This window comes from Pseudomonas sp. S2_B07, from assembly GCF_054668435.1.
Genome location: NZ_CP162769.1, coordinates 4,455,149 through 4,478,497, shown reverse-complemented (window position 1 = coordinate 4,478,497; position 23,349 = coordinate 4,455,149). Strand labels below are relative to the sequence as shown.

The 23,349-nt window shown below is 60.4% G+C and carries 22 protein-coding genes; 13 read left to right on the top strand and 9 right to left on the bottom strand.

What is annotated here, in order from left to right; translation table 11 throughout:
• Positions 1 to 117 precede the first annotated feature (117 nt).
• Positions 118 to 1,434, top strand: a complete 1,317-nt coding sequence (locus tag AB4N43_RS20555) for a bifunctional DedA family/phosphatase PAP2 family protein (RefSeq protein WP_460151899.1) — start codon at positions 118 to 120, stop codon at positions 1,432 to 1,434.
• A gap of 41 nt (positions 1,435 to 1,475) precedes the next feature.
• Here the strand turns inward: AB4N43_RS20555 and AB4N43_RS20550 are convergent, their stop codons facing one another.
• From AB4N43_RS20550 to AB4N43_RS20540, 3 genes are read right to left on the bottom strand one after another with little or no spacing between them, the layout of a single operon-like run.
• Positions 1,476 to 2,066: an LON peptidase substrate-binding domain-containing protein gene (locus AB4N43_RS20550; protein WP_027924305.1), complete on the bottom strand. Its 591-nt coding sequence runs from the start codon at positions 2,064 to 2,066 to the stop codon at positions 1,476 to 1,478.
• 10 nt (positions 2,067 to 2,076) lie between these two features.
• Positions 2,077 to 2,787: an LrgB family protein gene (locus AB4N43_RS20545; RefSeq protein WP_172825967.1), complete on the bottom strand. Its 711-nt coding sequence runs from the start codon at positions 2,785 to 2,787 to the stop codon at positions 2,077 to 2,079.
• A gap of 2 nt (positions 2,788 to 2,789) precedes the next feature.
• Positions 2,790 to 3,152: a CidA/LrgA family protein gene (locus tag AB4N43_RS20540; RefSeq protein WP_027924307.1), complete on the bottom strand. Its 363-nt coding sequence runs from the start codon at positions 3,150 to 3,152 to the stop codon at positions 2,790 to 2,792.
• Positions 3,153 to 3,347: 195 nt separating this feature from the next.
• Here AB4N43_RS20540 and AB4N43_RS20535 point away from each other — a divergent pair, with 195 nt between their 5' ends.
• The 3 genes from AB4N43_RS20535 to AB4N43_RS20525 all read left to right on the top strand — a co-directional run bounded on the left by AB4N43_RS20535 (position 3,348) and on the right by AB4N43_RS20525 (position 6,292).
• The gene (locus AB4N43_RS20535) at positions 3,348 to 3,803 is read left to right on the top strand and encodes a MaoC family dehydratase (RefSeq protein WP_027924308.1); all 456 of its coding nucleotides are present in this window, start codon (positions 3,348 to 3,350) and stop codon (positions 3,801 to 3,803) included.
• Between the two features lie 101 nt (positions 3,804 to 3,904).
• The gene (locus tag AB4N43_RS20530; RefSeq protein WP_194940771.1) at positions 3,905 to 5,623 is read left to right on the top strand and encodes a C13 family peptidase; all 1,719 of its coding nucleotides are present in this window, start codon (positions 3,905 to 3,907) and stop codon (positions 5,621 to 5,623) included.
• 27 nt (positions 5,624 to 5,650) lie between these two features.
• Positions 5,651 to 6,292 carry an oxidoreductase gene (locus AB4N43_RS20525; protein WP_027924310.1) on the top strand — a complete coding sequence of 214 codons (642 nt, stop codon included), beginning with the start codon at positions 5,651 to 5,653 and terminating at the stop codon, positions 6,290 to 6,292.
• Between the two features lie 39 nt (positions 6,293 to 6,331).
• Here the strand turns inward: AB4N43_RS20525 and AB4N43_RS20520 are convergent, their stop codons facing one another.
• The 4 genes from AB4N43_RS20520 to AB4N43_RS20505 all read right to left on the bottom strand — a co-directional run bounded on the left by AB4N43_RS20520 (position 6,332) and on the right by AB4N43_RS20505 (position 10,689).
• Positions 6,332 to 6,616, bottom strand: coding sequence for a YceK/YidQ family lipoprotein (locus tag AB4N43_RS20520; protein WP_027924311.1), 285 nt, complete (start codon positions 6,614 to 6,616; stop codon positions 6,332 to 6,334).
• The gene (ubiX, locus tag AB4N43_RS20515) at positions 6,609 to 7,241 is read right to left on the bottom strand and encodes a flavin prenyltransferase UbiX (protein ID WP_027924312.1); all 633 of its coding nucleotides are present in this window, start codon (positions 7,239 to 7,241) and stop codon (positions 6,609 to 6,611) included. The genes AB4N43_RS20520 and ubiX overlap by 8 nt, the downstream gene beginning before the upstream one ends.
• Positions 7,238 to 8,587 (bottom strand): UDP-N-acetylmuramate:L-alanyl-gamma-D-glutamyl-meso-diaminopimelate ligase, encoded by a 1,350-nt coding sequence (gene mpl, locus AB4N43_RS20510; RefSeq protein ID WP_027924313.1) that lies wholly within the window; start codon positions 8,585 to 8,587, stop codon positions 7,238 to 7,240. The genes ubiX and mpl overlap by 4 nt, the downstream gene beginning before the upstream one ends.
• Before the next feature lie 188 nt (positions 8,588 to 8,775).
• Positions 8,776 to 10,689: a sigma-54-dependent Fis family transcriptional regulator gene (locus AB4N43_RS20505; RefSeq protein WP_027924314.1), complete on the bottom strand. Its 1,914-nt coding sequence runs from the start codon at positions 10,687 to 10,689 to the stop codon at positions 8,776 to 8,778.
• 423 nt (positions 10,690 to 11,112) lie between these two features.
• On the opposite strand from AB4N43_RS20505, the gene exaC reads away from it, so the two are divergent.
• The 9 genes from exaC (at position 11,113) to AB4N43_RS20460 (ending at position 20,527) form a co-directional block, all read left to right on the top strand.
• The gene (gene exaC / locus AB4N43_RS20500; protein WP_027924315.1) at positions 11,113 to 12,633 is read left to right on the top strand and encodes an acetaldehyde dehydrogenase ExaC; all 1,521 of its coding nucleotides are present in this window, start codon (positions 11,113 to 11,115) and stop codon (positions 12,631 to 12,633) included.
• Between the two features lie 265 nt (positions 12,634 to 12,898).
• A complete protein-coding gene (gene eat / locus AB4N43_RS20495; protein ID WP_027924316.1) occupies positions 12,899 to 14,269 on the top strand; it encodes an ethanolamine permease in 1,371 nt (456 codons plus the stop codon).
• 137 nt (positions 14,270 to 14,406) lie between these two features.
• Entirely contained in the window at positions 14,407 to 15,801 is a 1,395-nt protein-coding gene (locus AB4N43_RS20490) for an ethanolamine ammonia-lyase subunit EutB (protein ID WP_194940772.1), read from the top strand.
• Positions 15,802 to 15,809: 8 nt separating this feature from the next.
• Positions 15,810 to 16,634, top strand: coding sequence for an ethanolamine ammonia-lyase subunit EutC (gene eutC / locus AB4N43_RS20485; protein WP_194940773.1), 825 nt, complete (start codon positions 15,810 to 15,812; stop codon positions 16,632 to 16,634).
• A 115-nt stretch (positions 16,635 to 16,749) separates the two neighbouring features.
• Positions 16,750 to 17,211, top strand: coding sequence for a GNAT family N-acetyltransferase (locus tag AB4N43_RS20480; protein WP_027924319.1), 462 nt, complete (start codon positions 16,750 to 16,752; stop codon positions 17,209 to 17,211).
• 223 nt (positions 17,212 to 17,434) lie between these two features.
• On the top strand, positions 17,435 to 18,091 hold the full coding sequence (locus AB4N43_RS20475) for a DedA family protein (RefSeq protein WP_027924320.1): 657 nt from the start codon (positions 17,435 to 17,437) through the stop codon (positions 18,089 to 18,091).
• A gap of 6 nt (positions 18,092 to 18,097) precedes the next feature.
• Positions 18,098 to 18,910 (top strand): M90 family metallopeptidase, encoded by an 813-nt coding sequence (locus AB4N43_RS20470; protein WP_194940774.1) that lies wholly within the window; start codon positions 18,098 to 18,100, stop codon positions 18,908 to 18,910.
• Positions 18,911 to 19,023: 113 nt separating this feature from the next.
• Positions 19,024 to 19,551 (top strand): inorganic diphosphatase, encoded by a 528-nt coding sequence (gene ppa, locus AB4N43_RS20465; protein ID WP_027924322.1) that lies wholly within the window; start codon positions 19,024 to 19,026, stop codon positions 19,549 to 19,551.
• A gap of 229 nt (positions 19,552 to 19,780) precedes the next feature.
• The gene (locus tag AB4N43_RS20460; RefSeq protein ID WP_027924323.1) at positions 19,781 to 20,527 is read left to right on the top strand and encodes a S24 family peptidase; all 747 of its coding nucleotides are present in this window, start codon (positions 19,781 to 19,783) and stop codon (positions 20,525 to 20,527) included.
• A gap of 382 nt (positions 20,528 to 20,909) precedes the next feature.
• Here the strand turns inward: AB4N43_RS20460 and AB4N43_RS20455 are convergent, their stop codons facing one another.
• Both AB4N43_RS20455 and AB4N43_RS20450 read right to left on the bottom strand, forming a co-directional pair.
• The gene (locus AB4N43_RS20455) at positions 20,910 to 21,725 is read right to left on the bottom strand and encodes a YfaP family protein (RefSeq protein ID WP_460151898.1); all 816 of its coding nucleotides are present in this window, start codon (positions 21,723 to 21,725) and stop codon (positions 20,910 to 20,912) included.
• A 3-nt stretch (positions 21,726 to 21,728) separates the two neighbouring features.
• Positions 21,729 to 23,348, bottom strand: coding sequence for a DUF2300 domain-containing protein (locus tag AB4N43_RS20450; RefSeq protein ID WP_460151897.1), 1,620 nt, complete (start codon positions 23,346 to 23,348; stop codon positions 21,729 to 21,731).
• Between the last annotated feature and the right edge of the window lies 1 nt (position 23,349).

Here is a 23,349-nt window from a genome sequence, read left to right as displayed (position 1 = left end):
TATGTCGACTGGCAGTCAGCTATCGCGAACAGGCTCACGCCTACAAGGGATCTGAAGTGTCTGGAAGATTGCGTTCGTCCCCCATGGGACCAATGAACATTTGATGGAGTTGTTTTTATGGGCCCATGGCTCGATAGCGTGACCGGTTGGTTGACGGTCAACCCGCAATGGCTGGCGGCGGCGGTGTTCATCGTGGCCTTTGTCGAATGCCTGGCGATTGCCGGTCTGATCGTGCCCGGTACGGTTATGTTGTTTGCCGTGGCGGTACTGGCTGGCAGCGGCGCGCTGTCGCTGAGTGAAACGTTGCTGTTAGGGTTCTTCGCTGGCGTACTGGGCGATGTCGTGTCCTACTTCATCGGTCGACATTTCCATCAAAACATTCGGCGCCTGCCGGGTTTGCGCCATCATCCGGAATGGATTGCCGGGGCCGAGGCGTATTTCCAGCGCTATGGTATTGCCAGCCTGTTGGTCGGGCGCTTCATCGGCCCCCTGCGTCCGATGCTGCCGATGGTCGCCGGCATGTTCGACATGCCCTTCCCGCGATTTTTCGCCGTCAGTCTGTTGGCTGCCGCTGGCTGGAGTGTGGCGTACCTGCTGCCCGGCTGGGCCACGGGCGCGGCGATTCGTTTGCCGTTGCCGGAAGGCTTCTGGCCGGAGGCGGGCGTCGTCGCTGGCGCCATTGCGGCCATGGTCGGCCTGAGCATCACCAGCAGCATGCGCCGCCATCGCAAGGCGACGATGTTGATTGCCGGGATGAGCTTTCTGATTCTGCTGGGACTGTTTATTGGCTATCCGCACCTGACCGCGCTCGATCAGGGCGTCATGACCCTGGTACAGGAACACCGCAGCCCGATGCTCGATGAAGTGGCCGTGCTCTTCACGCTGATCGGTGAGTTCCGCAACATGCTGGTGTTCAGTGGCTTGCTGGTCGCGCTTCTGCTGATCGCTCGGCAATGGCGACAGGCGATTTTCGCTGGCAGCACCCTGCTTGTCACCGCTCTAGGCAACACGTTCACCAAGCAATTTTTCGCCCGTATACGCCCGGAAGTGCTGAGCGATCCGCTGACCAGCTACAGCATGCCAAGCGGTCATGCCTCCGGCGCCTTCGCGTTATTCCTGACCCTCGCCGTACTGGCCGGTCGCGGCCAACCGCCGCGAATGCGCCTGACCTGGTTGCTGCTGGGATGTTTGCCCGCGCTGACGATTGCCCTGTCGCGGGTGTACCTGGGCGCGCATTGGCCGACGGATGTACTGGCCGGCGCGATGCTGGCGGCGTGCGTGTGTGCAGCGAGCTTGTGGGTGAGCCAGCGTCAGGCGCCGCTAAACGCCATGCCGCCTAAAGTCTGGTGGCTGGTGCTGCCAGCGCTGATGGTTTTGTTTGCGTTCTTCGCGTTACGGCATTTACCGCATGCGATGTTGCGGTATGCGTACTGAAGTAGCAGCCTCGCAGGCTCGGCAGTTGCTACAGGTGCGATTCAAGCAAACAGCTCGCCTTGCAACTCATCCAATAGCGCCTGGATCGCATCCAGTCGCTGCTGCGGGTCATCGAGTTGCAGCAGATCGATCTTGTCCACCTCGGCAAACGGCAGTAGATAAGCGAGCTGATTGGCCAGCGACTGTTGCCCGGTCGCTTCGGTGCCCATGTTCAACGCTTCGACCATCGGATGTTCGGCCAACGCCTTGAGCAGCGCCACCAGATCCGCGTCTTCATCCTGCAGCGGTTGCTCAGGTTCATCCTCCAGCCACTCGACATCAGCGACGGTCAACTGATCACGCTGCACCTCGGTGCGCAAGACATGGAACCGCCGCCCGCCCTGCACCCGAATCCCCAGCAAGCCGTTGTCCTGCTGTTTGAAATCGGTGATCAGCGCTTCACAGCCCACCAGCGCATAACCTGCCGGCGCAATGCCGACTTCTTCGCCATCAAGGATGCACACCACGCCAAAGCCGCCGCCCTGTTTCATGCAGCGGCTGATCATGTCCAGGTAGCGCGCCTCGAAGATCTGCAAGTCGAGGATGCAGCCAGGAAACAGCACTGTGTTCAGCGGGAAAAGCGGCAAACTCATAGACATTTCCTTACACCATCATCGATACCACCAACGGCAGGAACACCGCTGTGGCCACGCCCATCAGACTCATCGCCAGCGCCGCAAAGGCGCCGCACTCTTCACTTTCTTGCAAGGCCACCGAAGTGCCGACCGCATGGGCGGTCATGCCCAGTGCCATGCCACGCGCCTCGGGGCTGTGGACACCCAGCCGGGTCAACAGGCTCGGGCCGAAGATCGCACCGATCACGCCGGTGATCAACACGAACACCGCGGCCAGCGCTGCGACACCGCCGATCTGCTCGGCCACCAGCATGGCAATCGGAGACGTCACCGACTTGGGTGCCATGGTCATCAGGATCATGTGTTCGGCACCGAACCACCAGCCCAGCAACACGCCCATGCCCGTGGCGACCACGCCACCTATCACCAGCGTAGTAAATATCGGCCAGAACAACTGCCGAATCCGTCGCAGATTAAGGTACAGCGGTACCGCCAGCGCCACCGTCGCAGGCCCGAGCAAGATGCTGAGGATCTCGGTGCTCTTGCGGTACTCGGCGTAGGTCAGGCCGCAGGTCACCAGAACACCGATCACCACCAGCATCGAGACCAACACCGGTTGCAGGAAGATCCAGCGGGTTTTCTCGAAAGCGGCCAACACCAACTGATAAGCGCCCAACGTGATGCCGATGCCGAACAACGGATGATGAATCACCGAGTCGAGCGCGCCGTGCCAATCCAGGATCATTGGTCATCTCCGCGAGGGGCGTGGCGCTTGACCATGCGTTGCATCAACACTCCGGCAAACGCCATGGACAGCACCAGCGACAACACCAAGGCGCCGACGATGGCCCAGAAGTCCGCGGCTATGTCCTTGAAGTACACCATCACGCCCACGGCCGGCGGCACCAGCAGCAACGGCAAGTAACGCAGCAGACTGCTGGCCGCCAGGCTCAGCGGCTCGCCGACTTGTCCGCGTGAAATCAGGTACACCAGCAACAACAGCAAACCGATAATCGGCCCCGGCAGCACCGGCAAAAACAGGTGGTTGATGGCTGTGCCCAGCAATTGGAACAGCACCAGCCAGGTCAGGCCACGTAACAACATCCGGCATCTCCCGCACTCGCCCCCCCAAGCAGGGGCCGAGCATTATAAGCACGTCAGCGCTATGGATCGGCATTCGCCAAAAGCATGGACAGTTGACCGGAGCCATTTGCCATGTTGATCTAAAGTGGTTCACAGGGAGGTCAAATCCCCCCACTCGAAAAACTATAAATCCGATGAAACCCAAGGAGAGTCTCAATGCCCCATGTTCCCGTTGCAGAGCTCAAAGATTATGTCGGCAAGGAACTCGGACGTTCCGAATGGCTCACCATCGATCAGGAGCGCATCAACCTGTTCGCAGAAGCCACAGGTGATTATCAGTTTATTCATGTCGACCCGGTCAAAGCCGCGCAAACGCCATTTGGCAGCACCATCGCCCATGGATTCCTGTCGCTGTCACTGATCCCGAAACTGATCGAAGACATCCTCATCCTCCCCCAAGGCGCGAAGATGGTGGTCAATTACGGTCTCGACAGCGTGCGTTTCATTCAACCGGTCAAGGTCGATTCGAAAGTACGGCTCAAGGTCGACCTCAGCGACGCCACCGAGAAAAAACCCGGTCAATGGCTGCTCAAGGCCATCTGCACCCTTGAGATAGAAGGCTCGGAAAAACCGGCCTATATCGCTGAATCACTTTCCCTCTGCTTCGTGTAAACCTCCCGGATGCGAAGCAGCTCACGCTGTTTCGCGACCCTCTCTATATATACGACACATAGCTGCGGCATACTCGGTCGCCTAATTGCCCGGATCCCGCTATGCGCTCACTTGCACTCCTTGCCTTGACCCTGTTGCTCACCGCTTGCGGCGATGGCGAATCGCTGCTGCCTCCCGATGCCCGGCTGCCGGACGGTGGGCGCTATCGCGGTGATCTGGTCAACGGCTTGCTGCAAGGTCAGGGTCGCATCGACTACCCGAACGGCAGCTGGTACGCCGGCGAATTCGACAAGGGTCAATGGCATGGCCAGGGCGAATGGCATGGCAGCAACGGCGAGGTCTATCGCGGGAATTTCAATCAGGGCCTGTTCGACGGCGAGGGCACGCTGACCACACCGGGCAGCAGCTACACCGGCGGTTTCAAACTCGGTCGGCGCGAGGGCGAAGGCACGCTCAAAGAAAACGGCATGACCTATCGCGGCGAATTCAAGGCCGATCAATATTCAGGGCTCGGTCATCTCGAACTCGATGACGGCAGCTCGTACCAGGGCCAGTTCGCCCATGGCAAACCCAACGGTGAAGGCCAGCGCGGCGACGCCAGCGGCAATCAGTTCACCGGGCATTTCGTCGATGGGCAACTGGAAGGCAACGGGACCTTCAACAGCGCCGACGGTGACATCTACGCGGGCGGTTTCAAGAACAATCAATTGCACGGCAAGGGTCGCTACGAGAATGCCGACGGCGATGTCTGGCTCGGTCAGTTCAAGGAAGGCTCGCTGAACGGCAAGGGCGAGTTGATCGGTGCGGATGGCAGCCACTACATCGGCCAGTTCAGCGACTGGCGCTTCACCGGCCAGGGCCGTTTGAATCTGCCCGATGGCAGCTTTTATACCGGCCAGTTCGACGGCGACAGCTATTCAGGTCGAGGCACGCTGGTGCTGACTGACGGCACCGTGCAAAGCGGCACGTGGAACAATGGCCAGCGTGTGCGTGACGCCGATGGCAAGTTGCTGCCCGACAGCCTGGAGCTTGGCTTGCTGGCTCAGGGTCGCTTGCTCGACGACGCCCTGCTCAACGTGCCAACCTCGACGCCGGCCGTCGAGCTGTACACCCTGACCGTGGGCGGTGACGGCAAACAAAGCGTGTTCCTGCGCGAATCCGATTACGTCAGCAACATGCTCAGCAGCCGCTTCGGTGCAATTGGGCAAATCCGGCTGGTGAATCATCGCGACCACCTCGTCGACCGGCCCATGGCCACCCGGGAAAACCTGCGCCGTGCGGCATTAACCCTGGCCGAGCGCAGCGGCCCGGAAGACCTGATCTTCATTTACCTGACCAGCCACGGCACCGCCGAACACGAACTGGTGCTCGACCAGCCGCGCATGGAGCTGTCCGACCTGCCGGCCGATGAACTCGCCGCGGTGCTGGCGCCGTTGAAGAATCGCGACAAGGTCATCGTGATTTCCTCCTGCTATTCCGGTGGATTCATTCCGGCATTGAAAGACGAACGCACGCTCATCATGACGGCCACGCGGGCAGACCGCGTGTCCTTTGGCTGCTCCGAGGAAGCCAACTTCACCTACTTCGGCGACGCGCTGTTTGCTCAGGCGCTGAACCAGACCGACGACCTGGAGCAAGCCTTCAAACTGGCCAAGGCCACCGTCGCCGAACGCGAACTGGCGGACAGCTTCGAAGCCTCTGAACCGCAGCTCTGGGCCCCGAAAACGGTCATCTCGCACTGGCAGTTGCTACGCAAGCAGCAGGCACGAAAAGCGCTACAAAGTGTCTCTATCGACAGCAAGGATGCAAAGAGCAACTAAGCTGAACAGTATCAAGGGGGAAACACTATGTACTTGACGCCTCAGCATGTATTGCTTGCCGGAGCTACCGGGTTGACCGGTGAACATCTGCTTGATCGCCTGCTCAACGAGCCTACGATTTCAAGGGTATTGGCCCCCTCACGCCGTCCACTCGCCAAACACCCACACCTGGAAAACCCGGTTGGCGACCCGGCAGTGTTTCTGCCGCAGCTCAACGGTCGTGTCGATATTGCCTACTGCTGCCTGGGCACCACGATCAAACAGGCCGGCTCCGAAGAAGCGTTTCGTGCAGTGGACCTGGACATGGTCGTGGCGTTTGCCAAACGTGCGCGGGAAATGGGCGCACGCCACCTGATCGTAATCAGTGCCCTGGGCGCTGATCGCAGGTCCTCGATTTTCTACAACCGGGTCAAAGGCGAGATGGAACACGCATTGCGCGCGCAGGACTGGCCGCAACTGACCATTTGCCGCCCGTCGCTGTTACTGGGCGATCGCATCGAGCCACGCATGGGCGAGAAAGTCGCCGGCCCGCTGTCACGCCTGATCCCGGGCAAATACCACGGCATCGAAGCCTGCCAACTGGCCCGGGCGATGTGGCGGTTGGCGCTGGAAGAACAGGATGGGGTTCGGATTGTCGAGTCGGATGAGTTGCGTAAGCTAGGCAAGTAACCTGTGGCGAGGGGCTTGGCCCCTCACCACAACGCTCTCCTACAATCCACCCGTCGCCTGAAAACTCACCCCGATCACCGTCAGCAATGACAACGGCAACAGCAGCGTGTCAAGCAGCGCACTGGCTGGCAGGTCCAAGCCAGGGTAACTCGGCGCCTCGGCACCAAAGTGGTCCTTGGCGCAGCACCCGCCGTTCATGGCATACAAATCCAGACGCGTCCCCGCATACACCAGCGGCGCCCCGGGCTTGGCGGCATCAAGGGTGCGCGCCGTGGCGCAGCCGGTCAGTTGCAAGACCAGCAGAAGAATCAGTAGCTTATTCATCGCTGCTCAAATGGTGCTCACCCCAGCGCGGCAGCATGTCTTGCGGGATGTTCAACAGATTGAGAATCCGCGCCACGACAAAATCGATCAGGTCATCGATGGTTTGCGGCTGATGATAGAAACCTGGCGAAGCCGGCAAGATCGTCACGCCCATGTTCGACAGCTTGAGCATGTGTTCCAGATGGATACTCGAATACGGCGCCTCACGCGGCACCAGAATCAACTGGCGACGTTCCTTCAAGGTCACGTCGGCCGCACGTTCGATCAGGTTGTTGCAGGCGCCGGTCGCGATGGCCGACAGCGTCCCCGTCGAACACGGCACCACCACCATCGCCGCGGGCGCACCGGAGCCAGAAGCCACCGGCGACATCCAGTCTTCCTTGCCATACACCTTGATTTGCCCGGCCGCAGCACCGGTGTACTCCGTGAGGAAGGCCTGCATCATCTGCGGTTTTGGCGGCAGCGTGACGTCAGTCTCCGTGGCCATCACCAGTTGTGCCGCCTTGGAAATCAGGAAGTGCACTTCGCGATCTTCACGCACCAGGCAATCGAGCAAACGCAAACCGTACTGAGCGCCGGAAGCGCCGGTCATGGCCAGCGTGATGCGATCCGGGCCGCTGCTCATTGCAGCGCCTCGGCGAGTTTGCCGTGCAGGCCGCCGAAGCCGCCATTGCTCATGATCACCACGTGGGTACCGGGCTGGGCCTGGCACTTCACGCGCTCGATAATGCCTTCCAGCGAATCGCTGACAATCGACGGCACGGTACACCGCGCGGCGGTTCCGGCCAGGTCCCAACCGAGGTTGGCTGGCGCGTACCAGATCACCTGATCAGCATCGACCACGCTTTCCGGCAAGCCGTCGCGGTGCGCGCCGAGCTTCATGGAGTTGGAGCGCGGCTCGATGATCGCGATCAACGGCGCATCGCCGATGTGTTTGCGCAGGCCGTCGAGGGTCGTCGCAATGGCAGTCGGGTGGTGCGCGAAGTCGTCATAAATGGTGATGCCGCGCACTTCGGCGACTTTTTCCATCCGGCGCTTCACGCTTTTGAACGCGCTCAACGCGGCGATGCCCATGGAAGGCACCACGCCGACATGGCGCGCGGCCGCCAATGTAGCCAAGGCATTGGCCACGTTGTGCTGACCGGTCATGTCCCACTCGACCACGCCCTGAGCGACACCTTCAAACATCACTTCAAACTTCGAACCGTCTTCGCTCAACAGTTTGACTTGCCACTGCCCGCCCGCTCCGGTGGTCTGCACCGGGGTCCAGCAGCCCATTTCGATGACGCGCTGCAACGCCGGCTCAGTGGTCGGGTGGATCACCAGGCCTTCGCTTGGAATGGTCCGCACCAGATGGTGGAATTGCCGCTCGATGGCTGGCAAATCGGGGAAGATGTCTGCGTGATCGAACTCAAGGTTGTTCAGGATCGCCGTGCGCGGACGGTAGTGAACGAACTTGGAGCGTTTGTCGAAGAAGGCACTGTCGTATTCGTCGGCTTCGATCACGAAGAACGGCGTGCCGCCCAAGCGAGCGGAGACCGAGAAGTTCTGCGGTACGCCACCGATCAAGAAGCCCGGGCTCATGCCGGCATGCTCAAGCACCCAGGCGAGCATGCTGCTGGTGGTGGTTTTGCCGTGAGTGCCGGCGACAGCCAGCACCCAGCGACCTTGCAGCACGTGATCCGCCAGCCATTGCGGGCCGGAAACGTACGGCAGGCCTTTGTTCAACACGTATTCGACGGCGGGGTTGCCGCGCGACATGGCATTGCCGATGACCACCAGGTCCGGGGCCGGATCGAGCTGGGAAGGGTCGTAGCCTTGGGTCAACTCAATGCCCTGAGCCTCAAGCTGAGTGCTCATTGGCGGATAGACGTTGGCGTCGGAACCCGTCACGTGATGGCCCAGTTCCTTGGCCAGAACCGCCATCGAACCCATGAAGGTGCCGCAGATACCCAGAATATGAATGTGCATTAGTCGACCTCGTAAAACATGGCCGCAGGTTAGCGTAGGGAGGGGAAAATCGCACCTTGTGTTTCGGATTTGAAGACGCCTTCGCGAGCAGGCTCGCTCCCACAGGGGTTCAGCGGTGCTCACATAATGTGTGTCCGCTGAAGATCAAATGCGGGAGCGAGCCTGCTCGCGAATGGCCGCGACGCGGTCTAGCGCTCGATACCGTGCTTACGCAGCTTTCTATAAAGCGTATTACGGCTGACACCCAACTGCTCGGCGGTATGGGTCATATGCCAACGCGTATGCTCCAGCGCATTCAACAACGCTAGCCGCTCGGCATCGTCCAACGGATGCTCGGACGGCGCTTCGACCGTCGATGAAACCGCCGGCCGCGCCTGACGAATCATCGCCGGCAAATCCTCCAGCCCGATTCGCCCGCCGTCACACAACGCCGCCAACGTACGCAGCACATTGCGCAGCTGCCGCACGTTGCCCGGCCAGGCAAACCCCAACAAGGCTTCCCGCGCCGGCCCGTCGATCAAAACCGTTTCCCCACCCGCCTCTTCCGCCAGCAAAAAATCGAGCAACCGGGATTTATCACTGCGATCACGCAACGCCGGCAACGCGACTTCCAGCCCGTTGAGCCGGTAATACAAGTCCTCACGGAAGCTGCCGTCCTGCACCCGATCCAGCAGATTACGGTGAGTCGCGCTGATGATTCGAACGTTGACCGCCTCCGGCTCGCCGCCAATCGGCACCACCTGTCGGTCCTCCAGCACCCTTAACAGCCGGGTCTGCAAGGCCAAGGGCATGTCGCCGATTTCGTCGAGAAACAGGGTCCCGCCATCGGCCTGCTGCAACTTGCCCCGCATGCCTTCCTTGCGCGCGCCGGTGAAGCTGCCGCCGCGATAACCGAACAGTTCGCTTTCGATCAGGCTTTCAGGAATGGCCGCGCAGTTAAGGGCGACGAAGGCTTTTTCCGCCCGTTGACTGGCCTGATGCACGGCTTTGGCGAAGGCTTCTTTGCCGGAACCGGTTTCGCCGTTGATCAATAGCGGTACATCGCGCTCGAACACCCGCAGCGACTTGCGAAAATCTTCCTGCAGCGCAGCATCACCGATGCAGATGCCCGACAGCCTTGGACGCTCGGCAATCGCCGGGCGTTGCACCACCGGAACCGGGATACTGCGAGGTTGTCCACGTAAAACGGCAAACAGACTGCGACCGTCACGGGTGCGCAGCGGCCAACTGGCGCTGGCATTCACACTGGCGCGACCGAGCAACTCATCCAGCGAGCAATCGAAAAACGCTTCCACCGGTTTGCCCAGCAGGCCGCCGCGAATGTGCCCGAGCAGGTTCAGCGCACTTTGATTGACCGCACAGATCCGCCCTTCCCCGTCGAACGCCAGCAGCCCTTCGCTGAACAGCCCGACGGACTCGGCCTGCAAGTGAAAACGCAGCAACCATTGATTGTCGAAGTAGCGCAGGAAATAGCAGCTCTCGATCATCTTCGCCGACAGATTGACCAGGGCCATGGTGTGGAATTGACTCTGGCGCGAGACATCGTGGCGCGCCGATGACACGTCGAGCACCGCCAGCAATTCGCCATGGGGGTCGAACACCGGGCTCGCCGAGCAGGTCAGGCCGGTGTGGCGACCGCGAAAATGTTCGTCTTGATGGATGGTCAGAGACTGGCGCTCCACCAGGCAGGTGCCGATGCCGTTGGTGCCTTCGCAGGCCTCGCTCCAGTCAGCGCCAAGCCAGAGGCCGGCACGCTCGAAAATCTTCCGTTCGGCGGGGGCGGTGACGCAATTGAGGATCACGCCACGGGCATCTGTCAGCAGCACGGCGTGGCCGGCGCCGGAAAGTTGTTGATGGAGGCTGGTCATTTCATTGCCGGCGATCTGCAGCACTTGCTGCAAGCGTTCGCGGCTCTCCAGCACTCGGCCATGTTCCAGCACCGTGGGCGCGATGGTCAGGGCCGGGTCGAGGTGATAGTCCTCAAGACAGCGCAGCCAGGACCGGGCGATGGAAGGATCGCTGCCGGGGCCATGCAGGTGCGATTTGCCCTGGGTGACGGTCAGGACCTGCCGGGCATGGCGACTCAAATGGTTGTCGTGCATTTCTTATTATTCTCTCCACAAGGTCTGGCTCGCCCCGTGTAGCAGCTGCCGAAGGCTGCGTCCGGCTGCGAAGCAGTCGTAAAACCTGTGTCCCGTGTGCAGGGCCGAAAACGAGGCAAGCGCTGCGCTCTCGGACGCAGCCTTCGGCAGCTGCTACAGGAAGCGCGTGTCCGAGCATCCTCCAGCCTGGCCCGCATTGCAATGCTGGCAAGACCCGCCAGTCACACCCTGTGCCACAAGCGGTACAAAGTGTCACGGGCGCCGTACCGAAAGCGTCACAGCGCGCCTCCGCCGGTCCGACAAAAACTGCGCAAGGCCTTGATTTACCTGCCCTGCAAGGCGGTGGCCCGACCTTTGCTCTACGCTTATACAAGCGCACATGCGCTCTCCCTTATAAGCACAAAAGCCAAGGAGAACCCCACCATGCGTTACGCTCACCCCGGTACTGAAGGCGCTATCGTTTCGTTCAAGAGCAAATACGGTAACTACATCGGCGGCGAGTTCGTCGCGCCTGTCAAAGGTCAGTACTTCACCAATACCTCGCCAGTGAATGGCCAACCGATTGCCGAATTCCCACGCTCCACCGCCGAAGACATCGACAAGGCCCTGGACGCGGCCCACGCCGCCGCCGATGCCTGGGGCGCCACGTCCGCCCAGGCTCGCTCGCTGGTGCTGCTGAAAATCGCCGACCGCATCGAGCAGAACCTGGAACTGCTGGCAATCACCGAATCCTGGGACAATGGCAAAGCCGTCCGCGAAACCCTCAACGCCGACATCCCGCTGGCGGCTGACCACTTCCGCTACTTCGCCGGCTGCATCCGCGCGCAGGAAGGCAGCGCCGCCGAGATCGACGGCAACACCGTGGCTTATCACATACACGAACCGCTGGGCGTGGTCGGGCAGATCATCCCGTGGAACTTCCCGATCCTGATGGCCGCCTGGAAACTCGCCCCGGCCCTGGCCGCCGGTAACTGCGTGGTGCTCAAGCCTGCCGAGCAGACGCCGCTGGGCATTACCGTGCTGATGGAGCTGATCGGCGACCTGCTGCCGCCGGGCGTGCTGAACGTGGTGCAAGGCTTCGGCAAAGAAGCCGGCGAAGCCCTCGCCACCAGTAAACGCATCGCCAAGATTGCCTTTACCGGTTCGACCCCGGTCGGCTCGCATATCATGAAATGCGCCGCCGAAAACATCATTCCGTCCACCGTGGAGCTGGGTGGCAAGTCGCCGAACATCTTCTTCGAAGACATCATGCAAGCCGAGCCGACCTTCATCGAGAAAGCCGCTGAAGGCCTGGTGCTGGCGTTCTTCAACCAGGGCGAAGTCTGCACCTGCCCGTCGCGCGCGCTGGTGCAAGAGTCGATCTACGACGACTTCATGAAAGTCGTGATGAAAAAAGTCCTGTCGATCAAACGTGGCGACCCGCTGGACACCGACACCATGGTCGGCGCCCAGGCGTCCGAGCAGCAATTCGACAAAATCCTTTCGTACCTGGAAATCGCCAAGGGCGAAGGCGCCGAGCTGCTGACCGGCGGGAAAATCGAAAAACTCGAGGGCAACCTGGCGACCGGGTATTACATCCAGCCGACCCTGCTCAAGGGCACCAACAAAATGCGGGTGTTCCAGGAAGAAATCTTTGGCCCGGTGGTGAGCATCACCACCTTCAAGGACGAAGCCGAAGCCCTGGCCATCGCCAACGACACCGAGTTCGGCCTCGGCGCCGGCCTCTGGACCCGCGACATCAACCGCGCCTATCGCATGGGCCGCGCCATCAAGGCCGGCCGCGTGTGGACCAACTGCTACCACCTGTACCCGGCGCACGCCGCGTTCGGCGGTTACAAAAAGTCCGGCGTCGGCCGTGAAACCCACAAAATGATGCTCGACCACTATCAGCAGACCAAAAACCTGCTGGTGAGCTACGACATCAATCCGTTGGGCTTCTTCTAAAACCGGGGGCGATACAGGTATTCCTGTGTCGCCCTTCAGAATGCCATCGCGGGCAAGCCCGCTCCCACAGTGATTTGTGGTTATCCCCAAAATATTGGTTTACCCCAATACCCTGTGGGAGCGGGCTTGCCCGCGATGGCGCCCTTAACGACAACATCAAAACATCGCCCTGCCCCACTGGCACGGGCCTTGCGTGCCCGCTCCACACCCAAACGTCGTACCGCAAGTCCAAAAGATCAAACAATAAAAAAGACAGCGAGGACTTATGACTTCTTCCACACAGCTCAAACCCACACTCGGCACCCTGCACCTATGGGGTATTGCCGTCGGCCTGGTGATTTCCGGCGAGTACTTCGGCTGGAGTTACGGCTGGGGCACCGCCGGCACATTGGGCTTTCTCGTCACCGCCCTGATGGTAGCGACGATGTACACCTGCTTCATCTTCAGCTTCACCGAATTGACGACCGCGATCCCCCACGCTGGAGGGCCGTTTGCCTACAGCCGGCGGGCGTTTGGCGAGAAAGGCGGACTGATCGCCGGCATCGCCACCCTGATCGAATTCGTGTTTGCCCCCCCGGCCATTGCGATGGCGATTGGTGCCTACCTCAACGTGCAGTACCCGGAACTTGACCCCAAGATCGCGGCGGTTGGCGCGTATTTCGTGTTCATGGGCCTGAATATCCTCGGCGTCAGCATCGCGGCCACCTTCGAACTGGTGGTCACCGTGCTGGCGGTCGCCGAGTTGCTGGTGTTCATGGGCGTCGTGGCTCCGGGCTTCAGCTTCAGTAATTTCGTGCTCAATGGCTGGTCGGGTTCCAATGAATTCACCATCGCTTCCATTCCCGGCATCTTTGCCGCCATTCCCTTCGCGATCTGGTTTTTTCTCGCGATCGAAGGCGCGGCGATGGCCGCTGAAGAAGCCAAGGACCCGAAACGCACGATTCCCAAGGCTTACGTCAGCGGCATTCTGACCCTGGTGTTCCTGGCCATCGGCGTGATGGTGATGGCCGGCGGCGTCGGCGACTGGCGCCAGCTGTCGAACATCAACGATCCGCTGCCTCAAGCGATGAAAGCCGTGGTCGGCAACAACTCTAGCTGGATGCACATGCTGGTCTGGATCGGTCTGTTCGGCCTGGTGGCGAGCTTTCACGGGATCATCCTCGGCTACTCGCGGCAGTTCTTCGCCCTGGCGCGGGCCGGTTACCTGCCGAGTGGCCTGGCCAAACTCTCGCGTTTCCAGACCCCGCACCGCGCCATTCTGGCCGGCGGCGTGATCGGCATCGCGGCGATTTACAGCGATGGCCTGGTCAACCTGCAAGGCATGACCCTGACGGCGGCGATGATCACCATGTCGGTATTCGGTGCCATCGTGATGTACATCATCAGTATGCTGAGCCTGTTCAAACTGCGTAAAACCGAACCGAACCTGGAACGCACCTTCCGCGCACCGGGCTACCCGATTGTTCCGGGGATCGCGCTGTTCCTGGCGGTGGTGTGCCTGGTGGCGATGGCGTGGTTCAACACGCTGATTGGCTGTGTGTTCCTTGGCTTCATGGCCGCCGGTTACCTGTATTTCCAGCTGACCGCCAAGCAACGCGCCGACGCGCCGGCCGATGCGATGCTCGAAGGCATTTAAGTTGCACCGGCGCCGGGCTTGCAGCCTGGCGCCTGCGTTATTGAAGTGCATGCAAACCCCTGTGGGAGCGAGCAAGCTCGCTCCCACAGGGAATGTCACTGTTATTGAGACTTGTCCAAAACTGGAGAAATCGCCCCATGGCCGCATTTGCCCACTCCGTCGGCGCTCAGACCTACCGCTTCGAGAGCCTCAAGGACGTCATGGCCAAGGCCAGTCCGGCGCGCTCCGGGGATTTCCTGGCGGGCGTCGCCGCGCTCAACGATGGCGAGCGTGTGGCCGCGCAAATGGCCCTGGCTGACATCCCGCTGAGCCACTTCCTGCAGGAAGTACTGATTCCTTATGAGTCCGATGAAGTCACCCGACTGATCATCGACACACACGACACACACGCCTTCGCCGTGGTCAGCCACCTTACCGTCGGCGGTTTTCGCGACTGGCTGCTCAGCGATGCCGCCGATGAACAGAGCCTGCGCGCGCTCGCCCCCGGCCTGACCCCGGAAATGGTCGCCGCCGTGTCGAAGATCATGCGCGTCCAGGACCTGGTGCTGGTAGCGCAGAAAATCCGCGTGGTCACGAAGTTTCGCGGCACCATGGGCTTGCGCGGACGCTTATCCACGCGCCTGCAACCCAATCACCCCACCGACGAACCCGCCGGTATCGCGGCGAGCATCCTCGACGGCCTGCTCTACGGAAACGGCGATGCGATGATCGGCATCAACCCGGCTACCGACAGCATCGCCTCGATCTGCGCCATGCTGGACATGCTCGACGCGATCATCCAGCGCTACGAAATCCCGACTCAGGCCTGTGTGCTGACCCACGTCACCACCTCGATCGAGGCAATTAATCGCGGTGTTCCGCTGGACCTGGTGTTCCAGTCGATTGCCGGCACCGAAGCGGCCAACGCCAGTTTTGGCATCAACCTGAATGTGTTGAAGGAAGGTTACGACGCCGGTTTGAGCCTGAATCGCGGCACGCTGGGCCAGAACCTGATGTATTTCGAAACCGGCCAAGGCAGTGCGCTGTCCGCCAACGCCCACCACGGTATCGATCAGCAAACCTGCGAAACCCGCGCCTACGCCGTGGCGCGCCACTTCAAGCCGTTTTTGGTGAACACGGTGGTCGGTTTCATCGGCCCGGAATACCTCTACAACGGCAAACAGATCATTCGCGCCGGCCTCGAAGACCACTTCTGCGGCAAGTTGCTGGGCGTGCCAATGGGCTGTGACATCTGCTACACCAACCACGCCGAAGCCGACCAGGACGACATGGACACCCTGCTGACCTTGCTGGGAGTCGCCGGGATCAACTTCATCATGGGTATCCCCGGTTCCGACGACATCATGCTCAACTACCAGACCACCTCGTTCCACGACGCCCTCTACGCCCGTCAGACGCTGGGTCTGAAACCCGCGCCGGAATTCGAGCAGTGGCTGACGAAAATGGGCATCTTTACCCAGACGGACGGCAAAATTCACTTCGGCGACAGCCTGCCCCCGGCTTTCCGCCAGGCGATGGCGCAATTGGGATGAGTGCATTCATGGATAAACCACCCGTTGATCCGCAGAACCCGCTGCTGGAGTTGCGCCGGCTGACACCCGCGCGGATTGCCTTGGGGCGCACAGGCACCAGCATGCCGACCAGCGCCCAACTGGACTTCCAGTACGCCCATGCGCAGGCACGGGATGCGGTGCATTTGCCGTTCGACTCGGCGGGGCTCAGCGCTCAACTGACCGAGATCGGGCGCGACAGTTTGTTGCTGCACAGCGCCGCCACGAACCGGGACAGCTATTTGCAGCGCCCTGATCTGGGGCGCAAGTTGAGCGATGAATCCGCGCATACCCTGCGCACGTATGCGACGGCCAATCCCGGCGGCATCGATCTGGTGATTGTGGTGGCCGACGGACTGTCGGCACTGGCCGTGCATCGCCATACCCTGCCGTTTCTCTCACGCCTGGAAGAGCAGGTGCTGGCTGAAGGCTGGTCTGTGGCACCGGTGATGCTGGTGGAACAGGGCCGCGTCGCGGTGGCCGACGAGATCGGTGAACTGATGGGGGCGAAAATGACGGTCATCCTGATCGGTGAACGCCCCGGGCTCAGCTCCCCCGATAGTCTGGGTTTATATTTCACTTACAATCCAAAGGTTGGCCTGACGGATGCTTATCGCAATTGCATCTCCAACGTTCGACTCGAAGGCCTGAGTTACGGCATGGCCGCACACCGTTTGCTGTATTTGATGCGAGAGGCCTGTCGTAGACAGCTGTCGGGGGTCAATCTCAAGGACGAAGCGCAGCTTCAGACGCTGGAATCGGACGCCGGAGCGGACATGAAACGAAACTTCCTGTTGGGACAGTCAGATGCCTGAACCGTTTCCGCATTGCGCTTGGGAATGGGTTTCAGGCAGGATCGACGAACGGCCGCCACGGGTTTCCCATCGCCGTCAACGCACGTAAGACAGCCACTTGAAGACGAGACCTACCATGCGGATTATTCAAGCGACCCTCGAACACCTGGACCTATTGGCGCCAATGTTCGTCAAATATCGTGAATTTTATGGATCCCTGCCGTACCCGGACTCGTCCCGAGCGTTCCTCGAAAAACGCCTGCGCCGCAAAGAGTCGGTGATTTATCTGGCGTTGTCCGATGACGATAGCAACAAACTGATGGGTTTCTGCCAGTTGTACCCGAGCTTTTCGTCCCTTTCACTGAAACGTGTATGGATCCTCAACGACATTTATGTCGCCGAAGACGCCCGCCGCCAATTGGTGGCTGACAACCTGATCCGTACCGCGAAAAAAATGGCCAAGGAAACCAATGCCGTGCGCATGCGCGTTTCCACCAGCAGCAACAACGAAGTCGCGCGTAAAACCTATGAATCCATCGGGTTCAAGGAAGACACCGAGTTCAAGAACTACGTGTTGCCGATCAGCGACGAGCTCTGAGCCCCGACCGTCGATTGTGGGAGCGAGCTCGCTCCCACAGAAAACCTGCCTGGACCATCGGTCTATTGCGACATCCCCCGCTACAAACTGAACGCTCTTTTCACTTTTCAGTCCGTATAATCCCAATCTTTCCGACTTGTAAGAAAAACTACACCCCCGTGTAGTCTTATACGCAGTCATCCGCACAGGCCTGCTGAGTCGGGCCGTCACCACAGGTGCCCCCATGGATTTCAACCCGATCGATATTGTTCTGCATCTCGACGTTTACCTCGACATGCTGGTGACCAACTATGGGACCTGGATTTACGCCATCCTGTTTCTGGTGATTTTCTGTGAAACCGGTCTGGTGGTCATGCCGTTCTTGCCGGGCGACTCGCTGTTGTTCATCGCCGGTGCCGTGGCGGCCGGTGGCGGCATGGATCCGGTATTGCTGGGCGGCCTGTTGATGCTCGCGGCGATTCTCGGCGACAGCACCAACTACCTGATTGGTCGAACGGCCGGCGAAAAACTGTTCAGTAACCCGGACTCGAAGATCTTCCGCCGTGACTACCTGCAACAAACCCACGATTTCTACGACAAGCACGGCGGTAAAACCGTGACCCTGGCGCGTTTCCTGCCGATCATTCGTACCTTTGCACCGTTCGTCGCCGGTGTCGGAAAGATGCCTTACCCGCGGTTCTTTTTCTTCAGCGTGCTCGGCACGATCCTCTGGGTCGGCGGCCTGGTGACCCTCGGTTACTTCTTCGGCAACGTGCCGTTCATCAAGAAAAACCTGTCGTTGCTGGTGGTCGGCATCATCCTGCTGTCGCTGGTGCCGATGATCATCAGCATGGTCCGCAGCCGCCTCGGCAACGCCGCGTCCAAAGCCCAATCGCGCTGACAGGCGATGTGGTCGCTTAGCGCCTGGCGTCGCCAGCGCACCCTGGCCAAGCACCCGATTGCCGACGACATGTGGCAGCGGGTGCGCCATCACCTGAGCTTCCTCGATGGCATCAGCGCCACTGAAGACCAGTGGTTGCGCGAAGCCAGCGTGTTGTTCCTCGAAGACAAACACCTGACCGCCCTGCCCGGCGTCGAGCTGCACCAGGAGCAGCGCCTGCTGCTGGCCGCGCAAGCGCAATTGCCGCTGTTGAACCTGGGCGATTTGAACTGGTACCAGGGTTTCCACGAAATCATCCTCTACCCCGACGACTTCCTCAGCCCCCAGCGCCATCGCGATGCCAGCGGCGTTGAGCACGAGTGGGACGGCGAACACAGTGGCGAGGCGTGGCAGCAAGGCCCGATCATCCTCGCCTGGCCGGGCGTGATGGCCAGTGGTGGCTGGGAAGGCTACAACCTGGTCATCCACGAACTCGCGCACAAACTCGACATGCTCAACGGCGTCGCCAACGGCCTGCCGCCGCTGCACCCGGACATGCGGGTCAGCGATTGGGCCAAGGTGATGCAAGAGGCCTACGACGACCTCGACCGGCAACTGGAGCGCAATCCGGACGCCGAAACCGCGATCGATCCGTATGCGGCGGAAAACCCTGCCGAGTTTTTCGCCGTCACCAGCGAATACTTCTTCAGTGCCCCGGATTTGCTGCATGAGGCTTATCCAAAGGTGTATGAACAGCTGAAGTTGTTTTACCGACAGGACCCGCTGAGCCGGTTGCAGCAACTTCTGGCCGAGGACCCGGTCTATCAGGCACGCGACTAAGGTCTACACGACTTCTGGCACATGGCGTCATCGGCGGAATATGCCTATAATCGCCGCCACTTTTTGGTCAATCCGGCCAAGTGTTTTTGGTCAACTAACGGGGGCACCGCCCAATGAGCTACAGCAAGATTCCGGCTGGCAAAGACCTGCCGAACGACATCTACGTCGCGATCGAGATCCCGGCCAACCACGCGCCGATCAAATACGAAATCGACAAAGACAGCGATTGCCTGTTCGTTGACCGTTTCATGGCCACCCCGATGTTCTACCCGGCCAACTACGGTTACATCCCGAACACCCTGGCTGACGACGGTGATCCCCTCGACGTGCTGGTTGTAACCCCTTACCCGGTTGCTCCAGGCTCGGTCATCCGCGCTCGTCCAGTCGGCATCCTGAACATGACCGACGACGGCGGCGGCGATGCCAAAGTCATCGCAGTCCCACACGACAAGCTGTCCCAGCTGTACGTCGACGTGAAGGAATACACCGACCTGCCACCACTGCTGATCCAGCAGATCGAGCACTTCTTCGCGAACTACAAAGATCTCGAAAAAGGCAAATGGGTGAAGATCGAAGGCTGGGCCGGCGCTGATGCCGCCCGCGAAGCGATCACCAAGTCGGCTGCCGCCTACAAAGGCTAAGACGCCATTGGCCTTGCGCCACTGACGACTTGAAAAAAACCCCGGTTGATCCGGGGTTTTTTGTGGGCGCTCATAAAGGGCTTTAAACAGCGTGTTTATCTTTTCGCCACTGCGGTTTTTCTCTGTTTAATTTGTTCCAAATACGTCTTACATCCGGTCGTAAATTTCCCTCGAAATTTGAACGGTTCGTTTATTCAAAGCCCCGCCCTGCGCCCGTAGACTCGTGTTTATGAAAAAGAACACTAGCGGCCCACGGTTCAAAGCATTGCTCGAAAAAGCCAAGATCACGACGACAGGATTTGCCGCTTTTTTCGACACGGAAGCTCAAAACATCCACAACTGGTACACCCGCGGTGTGCCCGCTTACCGCATGGAAGAGGTCTCCAGATTACTCTCGGTCAACAGCCACTGGCTCAAAACCGGCGAAGGCCCGGAAGACGCCAAACACCTGCGCCTGCTCGACGAGTCCGGCAACACCTTCGACGCCCAGGCGATTCGTGGCATCTACACGGTGATCGAGCCGACCGACGTCGAACTGCCTCTCTACAAAGAAACCCCCATCGCCCCGGGGTCTCACAAAACCCACATCGTGGAAGACACCGGCCAATTCATCCGCCTGCCCAAAAGCCATCTCGACTCCCTGGAAATCAACCATGCCGATGCGATCTGTATTCACATGCTCGGCAATAGCATGGGCGCAAGGATTGAGGACGGCTCTATCCTCGCCATCGACCGTGGGCTGACCAAAGTAATTGATGGGGAGATTTACGCCCTCGACCATGACGGGATGCTGCGCATCAAATACCTGCACCGGATGCCCGGGAATGCGCTGCGGTTACGCAGCTACAACAAAACCGAGCACCCGGATGAGATTTTCAGTGCCGAGCAGATTGATAAGCAGAACATCAGGGTGCTGGGGTGGGTGTTCTGGTGGTCGACGCTCAACAAACGGCGACCGGCGGTGCCGTTCCTGTAAACACACGTCGTCGCGCCCACATTGAAATGCGATCAAATGTGGGAGCGAGCCTGCTCGCGATGGCGGCTGAACATTCGCCCTACAAACCCGGACGGGTGACTGAACTCGATGCACCAATCGCTCTACACCACACTCCACGCTGGGAATTTCCTCAAATAATCAGTATGCTGCGCCCCACATTTGCGCATCGACCCGCCCCGCGGCTCAGATCGCACCGACAAGGCAGATGATTTTCTCGCCGAGTCCCACAGCCGGACGCAAGATCCGGGTGTACGTTTTGAAGGCTGGCGCGGTTTACCAAAAATGAACCAAGCCAGTCCCCGAGAAGCCGGCCACAAGCCGGCTTTTTAATGCCTGCGATTTGAGGAACCGTCATACAACTTCACGGATAACTAAACGACTTAACCAACGTCAACTCCCCCACCGCCCGCATCGGCACCAGAAACGTCTCCATCTTCTCGCTCGGCGTCCCTTCCTCGGTAATCACCGTCACCTGCGCAGTCGTCAGCGGCTGAACCGCATCCTCCTGTCCTTCCTCATCACGGCTATACCCACCGCCAAAGTAATTCACATACACCAGATACTGCCCCTTGATCGGCGCTGGCATGGCAAAGATCTCCGGCCCATACCCGGTCGTCACGTCAACATCCAGCGCCGCACCATTGGGCGCAACTCGATCGCCGTACCAGATATGCGCCCCATCCGGCGTAATCAAATGCAGGTCGAGGTCCGTGCCGTCACTGTCCCACGACAACAACACCCGCAACTTGGCCGGCGTGGCACCACCACTGGCATTGAGGAACTGCGTGCGATGCCGCTGTTGCCCATCAGGGCTGCGCACTTCGACGCTGTTGCTGCCATTGGGAAACGAGAACGGGCGATCAAAGCGGCCGGCGGGATCGATCTTCAGCGGCATGCTCACGCCGTTGACGATCAAACGACCCGGCTCCTTTGATTTGGGCGTGGATTTGATCTGGCCGCTGATGCGCGCGGTGTTGGCCTGCCCTACCGGGGTGTTCACCGATGAAGCGGGATAGTTGACGGTCTGGCGGAAGTTTTCGCCTTCGCCTTCAACCGCGCCCGTGCGCCAGCCTCCGACGGGGGTGTCGAGTTTGACGGCGGCGTCTGCGGCGAACATCGTCGGCATCGCGCAAAAAGTACAAAGGAACAGGAAGACCTGTGGATAACGGAGTTTCATGGCCTATTCCAGCAAGAGGTGGCGGGCGAGCCCTTCGATGTAGGTTTCATCCTGGCCGTTGGGGTGTGCTTCGAAGGCCAGGTGCAGGTATTCGTGGGTCAGGTCGAGGCGGTCTTGCAGCGACAGCACGCCGCGCACGTAGATGCGCTGGCGTTCACGGTCGACATAGGGGCGGCCGAAGGCCAGGCGGCAGACGGCGAAGGTGCTGACTTCGTTGTAGCCAACCTCGCTTTCCAGCCGCGCACGCCAGCCGCGGCGTTGGGTTTGCAGCCAGTCTTGCGCGGAGGGCAGTGCTTCGCAGGAGGCGACGGGATTGTCCCAGCGGCTGAGGCTGGCGCGTGGGTAGGCGTGCAGCAGAATGGCGTCGTAGCGCTGGCCGGCGTTGGCCTGTTCGACGGCTTGCTGCCAGGCGAGTTTGTCCGGGCCGGGTTGGTCGGAATGGTAGGTGACGGTGCTGCCGGCCAATACGAGGTCGCTGGTCCATGCGGCGATATGGCGTGATTCGCTGGTGGCCGGGCGCGGGGCGACGCGTTGACGGCTGCTGCTGTCGTCGATGCTCAGGCAGTCGCCGTGGTGCGTGGCGTTTTGCAGGAGGTAGGTGCGGATGGCGATGGCCAGGGCTTTGGCGGCTTCGACGGGCTCAGGTTTGGCTTCGCGCTGGAGGACGCGGGCGACGTATTCTTCGCGGTCCAGACGGGCGACAAGCTGATCCTTGAGCAAGAAGAGTTCGCCGTCACTGTGGATATCGAGTTGGTTGCCGTTGCTGAATTCGACTCGATAGTCGCCCTGCAATGGGCCGGAAGAAACAACACGATCCCCCGCCAGAACCCGCTCAATCGGATAGCGAGAAAACAGTCCGACTTCGACGCAGCGTCCCGTGTCCGCGGGCCAATCAACCGGCAGCACTGCGGCCAACGCTTCAGCGTAATGACGCAGCACCCTCTGACTGGTCCCGCGCCCACCCGCCCAGATCGGCGTGCCGTCCACCATCCAACCGGCAAAACCGCCCTGACGCGACGACGGATCCTGATCCCCCAGCCAGCTCCAGGTTTTCACCCGCAACCGACCACCGAGTTCGCCCACGACATTGCCGTCGGCGGCATTAAGCACCACGTCCAGCAACACCCGCCGCGCCTGATCCTGCGCCGGCATCACGGCCAACACCTTGAGCAATTCAGCGACGGACACTCGCGTAGAGGGCTTTAACGACGGCAAGTCCAGCAACCACTCCGGCGCCTGTCGCGCCTGCCAATACGTACGCCAGTCAGTGGCAGTGATGCCCAAGCGTGCCGGTTCAAAATACAAACCGCACGATTTCACCAATGCCTGATCACGCGCGATCTTGCCGCCGGCGGTGCAGCAATAAACTTCATCTTTCGACTGCCCGCGACATTCATACGCAGGTTCACGGGCGCCGGTATCCACCAGCCAACCGTACACAAACAACTTCCACAAACTGCCCAACGGCGCCTGCACATCAGCAGGCAAGGGCTCGCGTGAAATAACCTGAGTCCGGTTCAACGAAATCAGTTCACCCTTGAAGCCCAGCCGCAGCGGTTCGTCCTGCGCTGTCGCCAGCGCAGGAATCAAACACAGCAGCAACCAGACCAGAGGCCGGGTCATG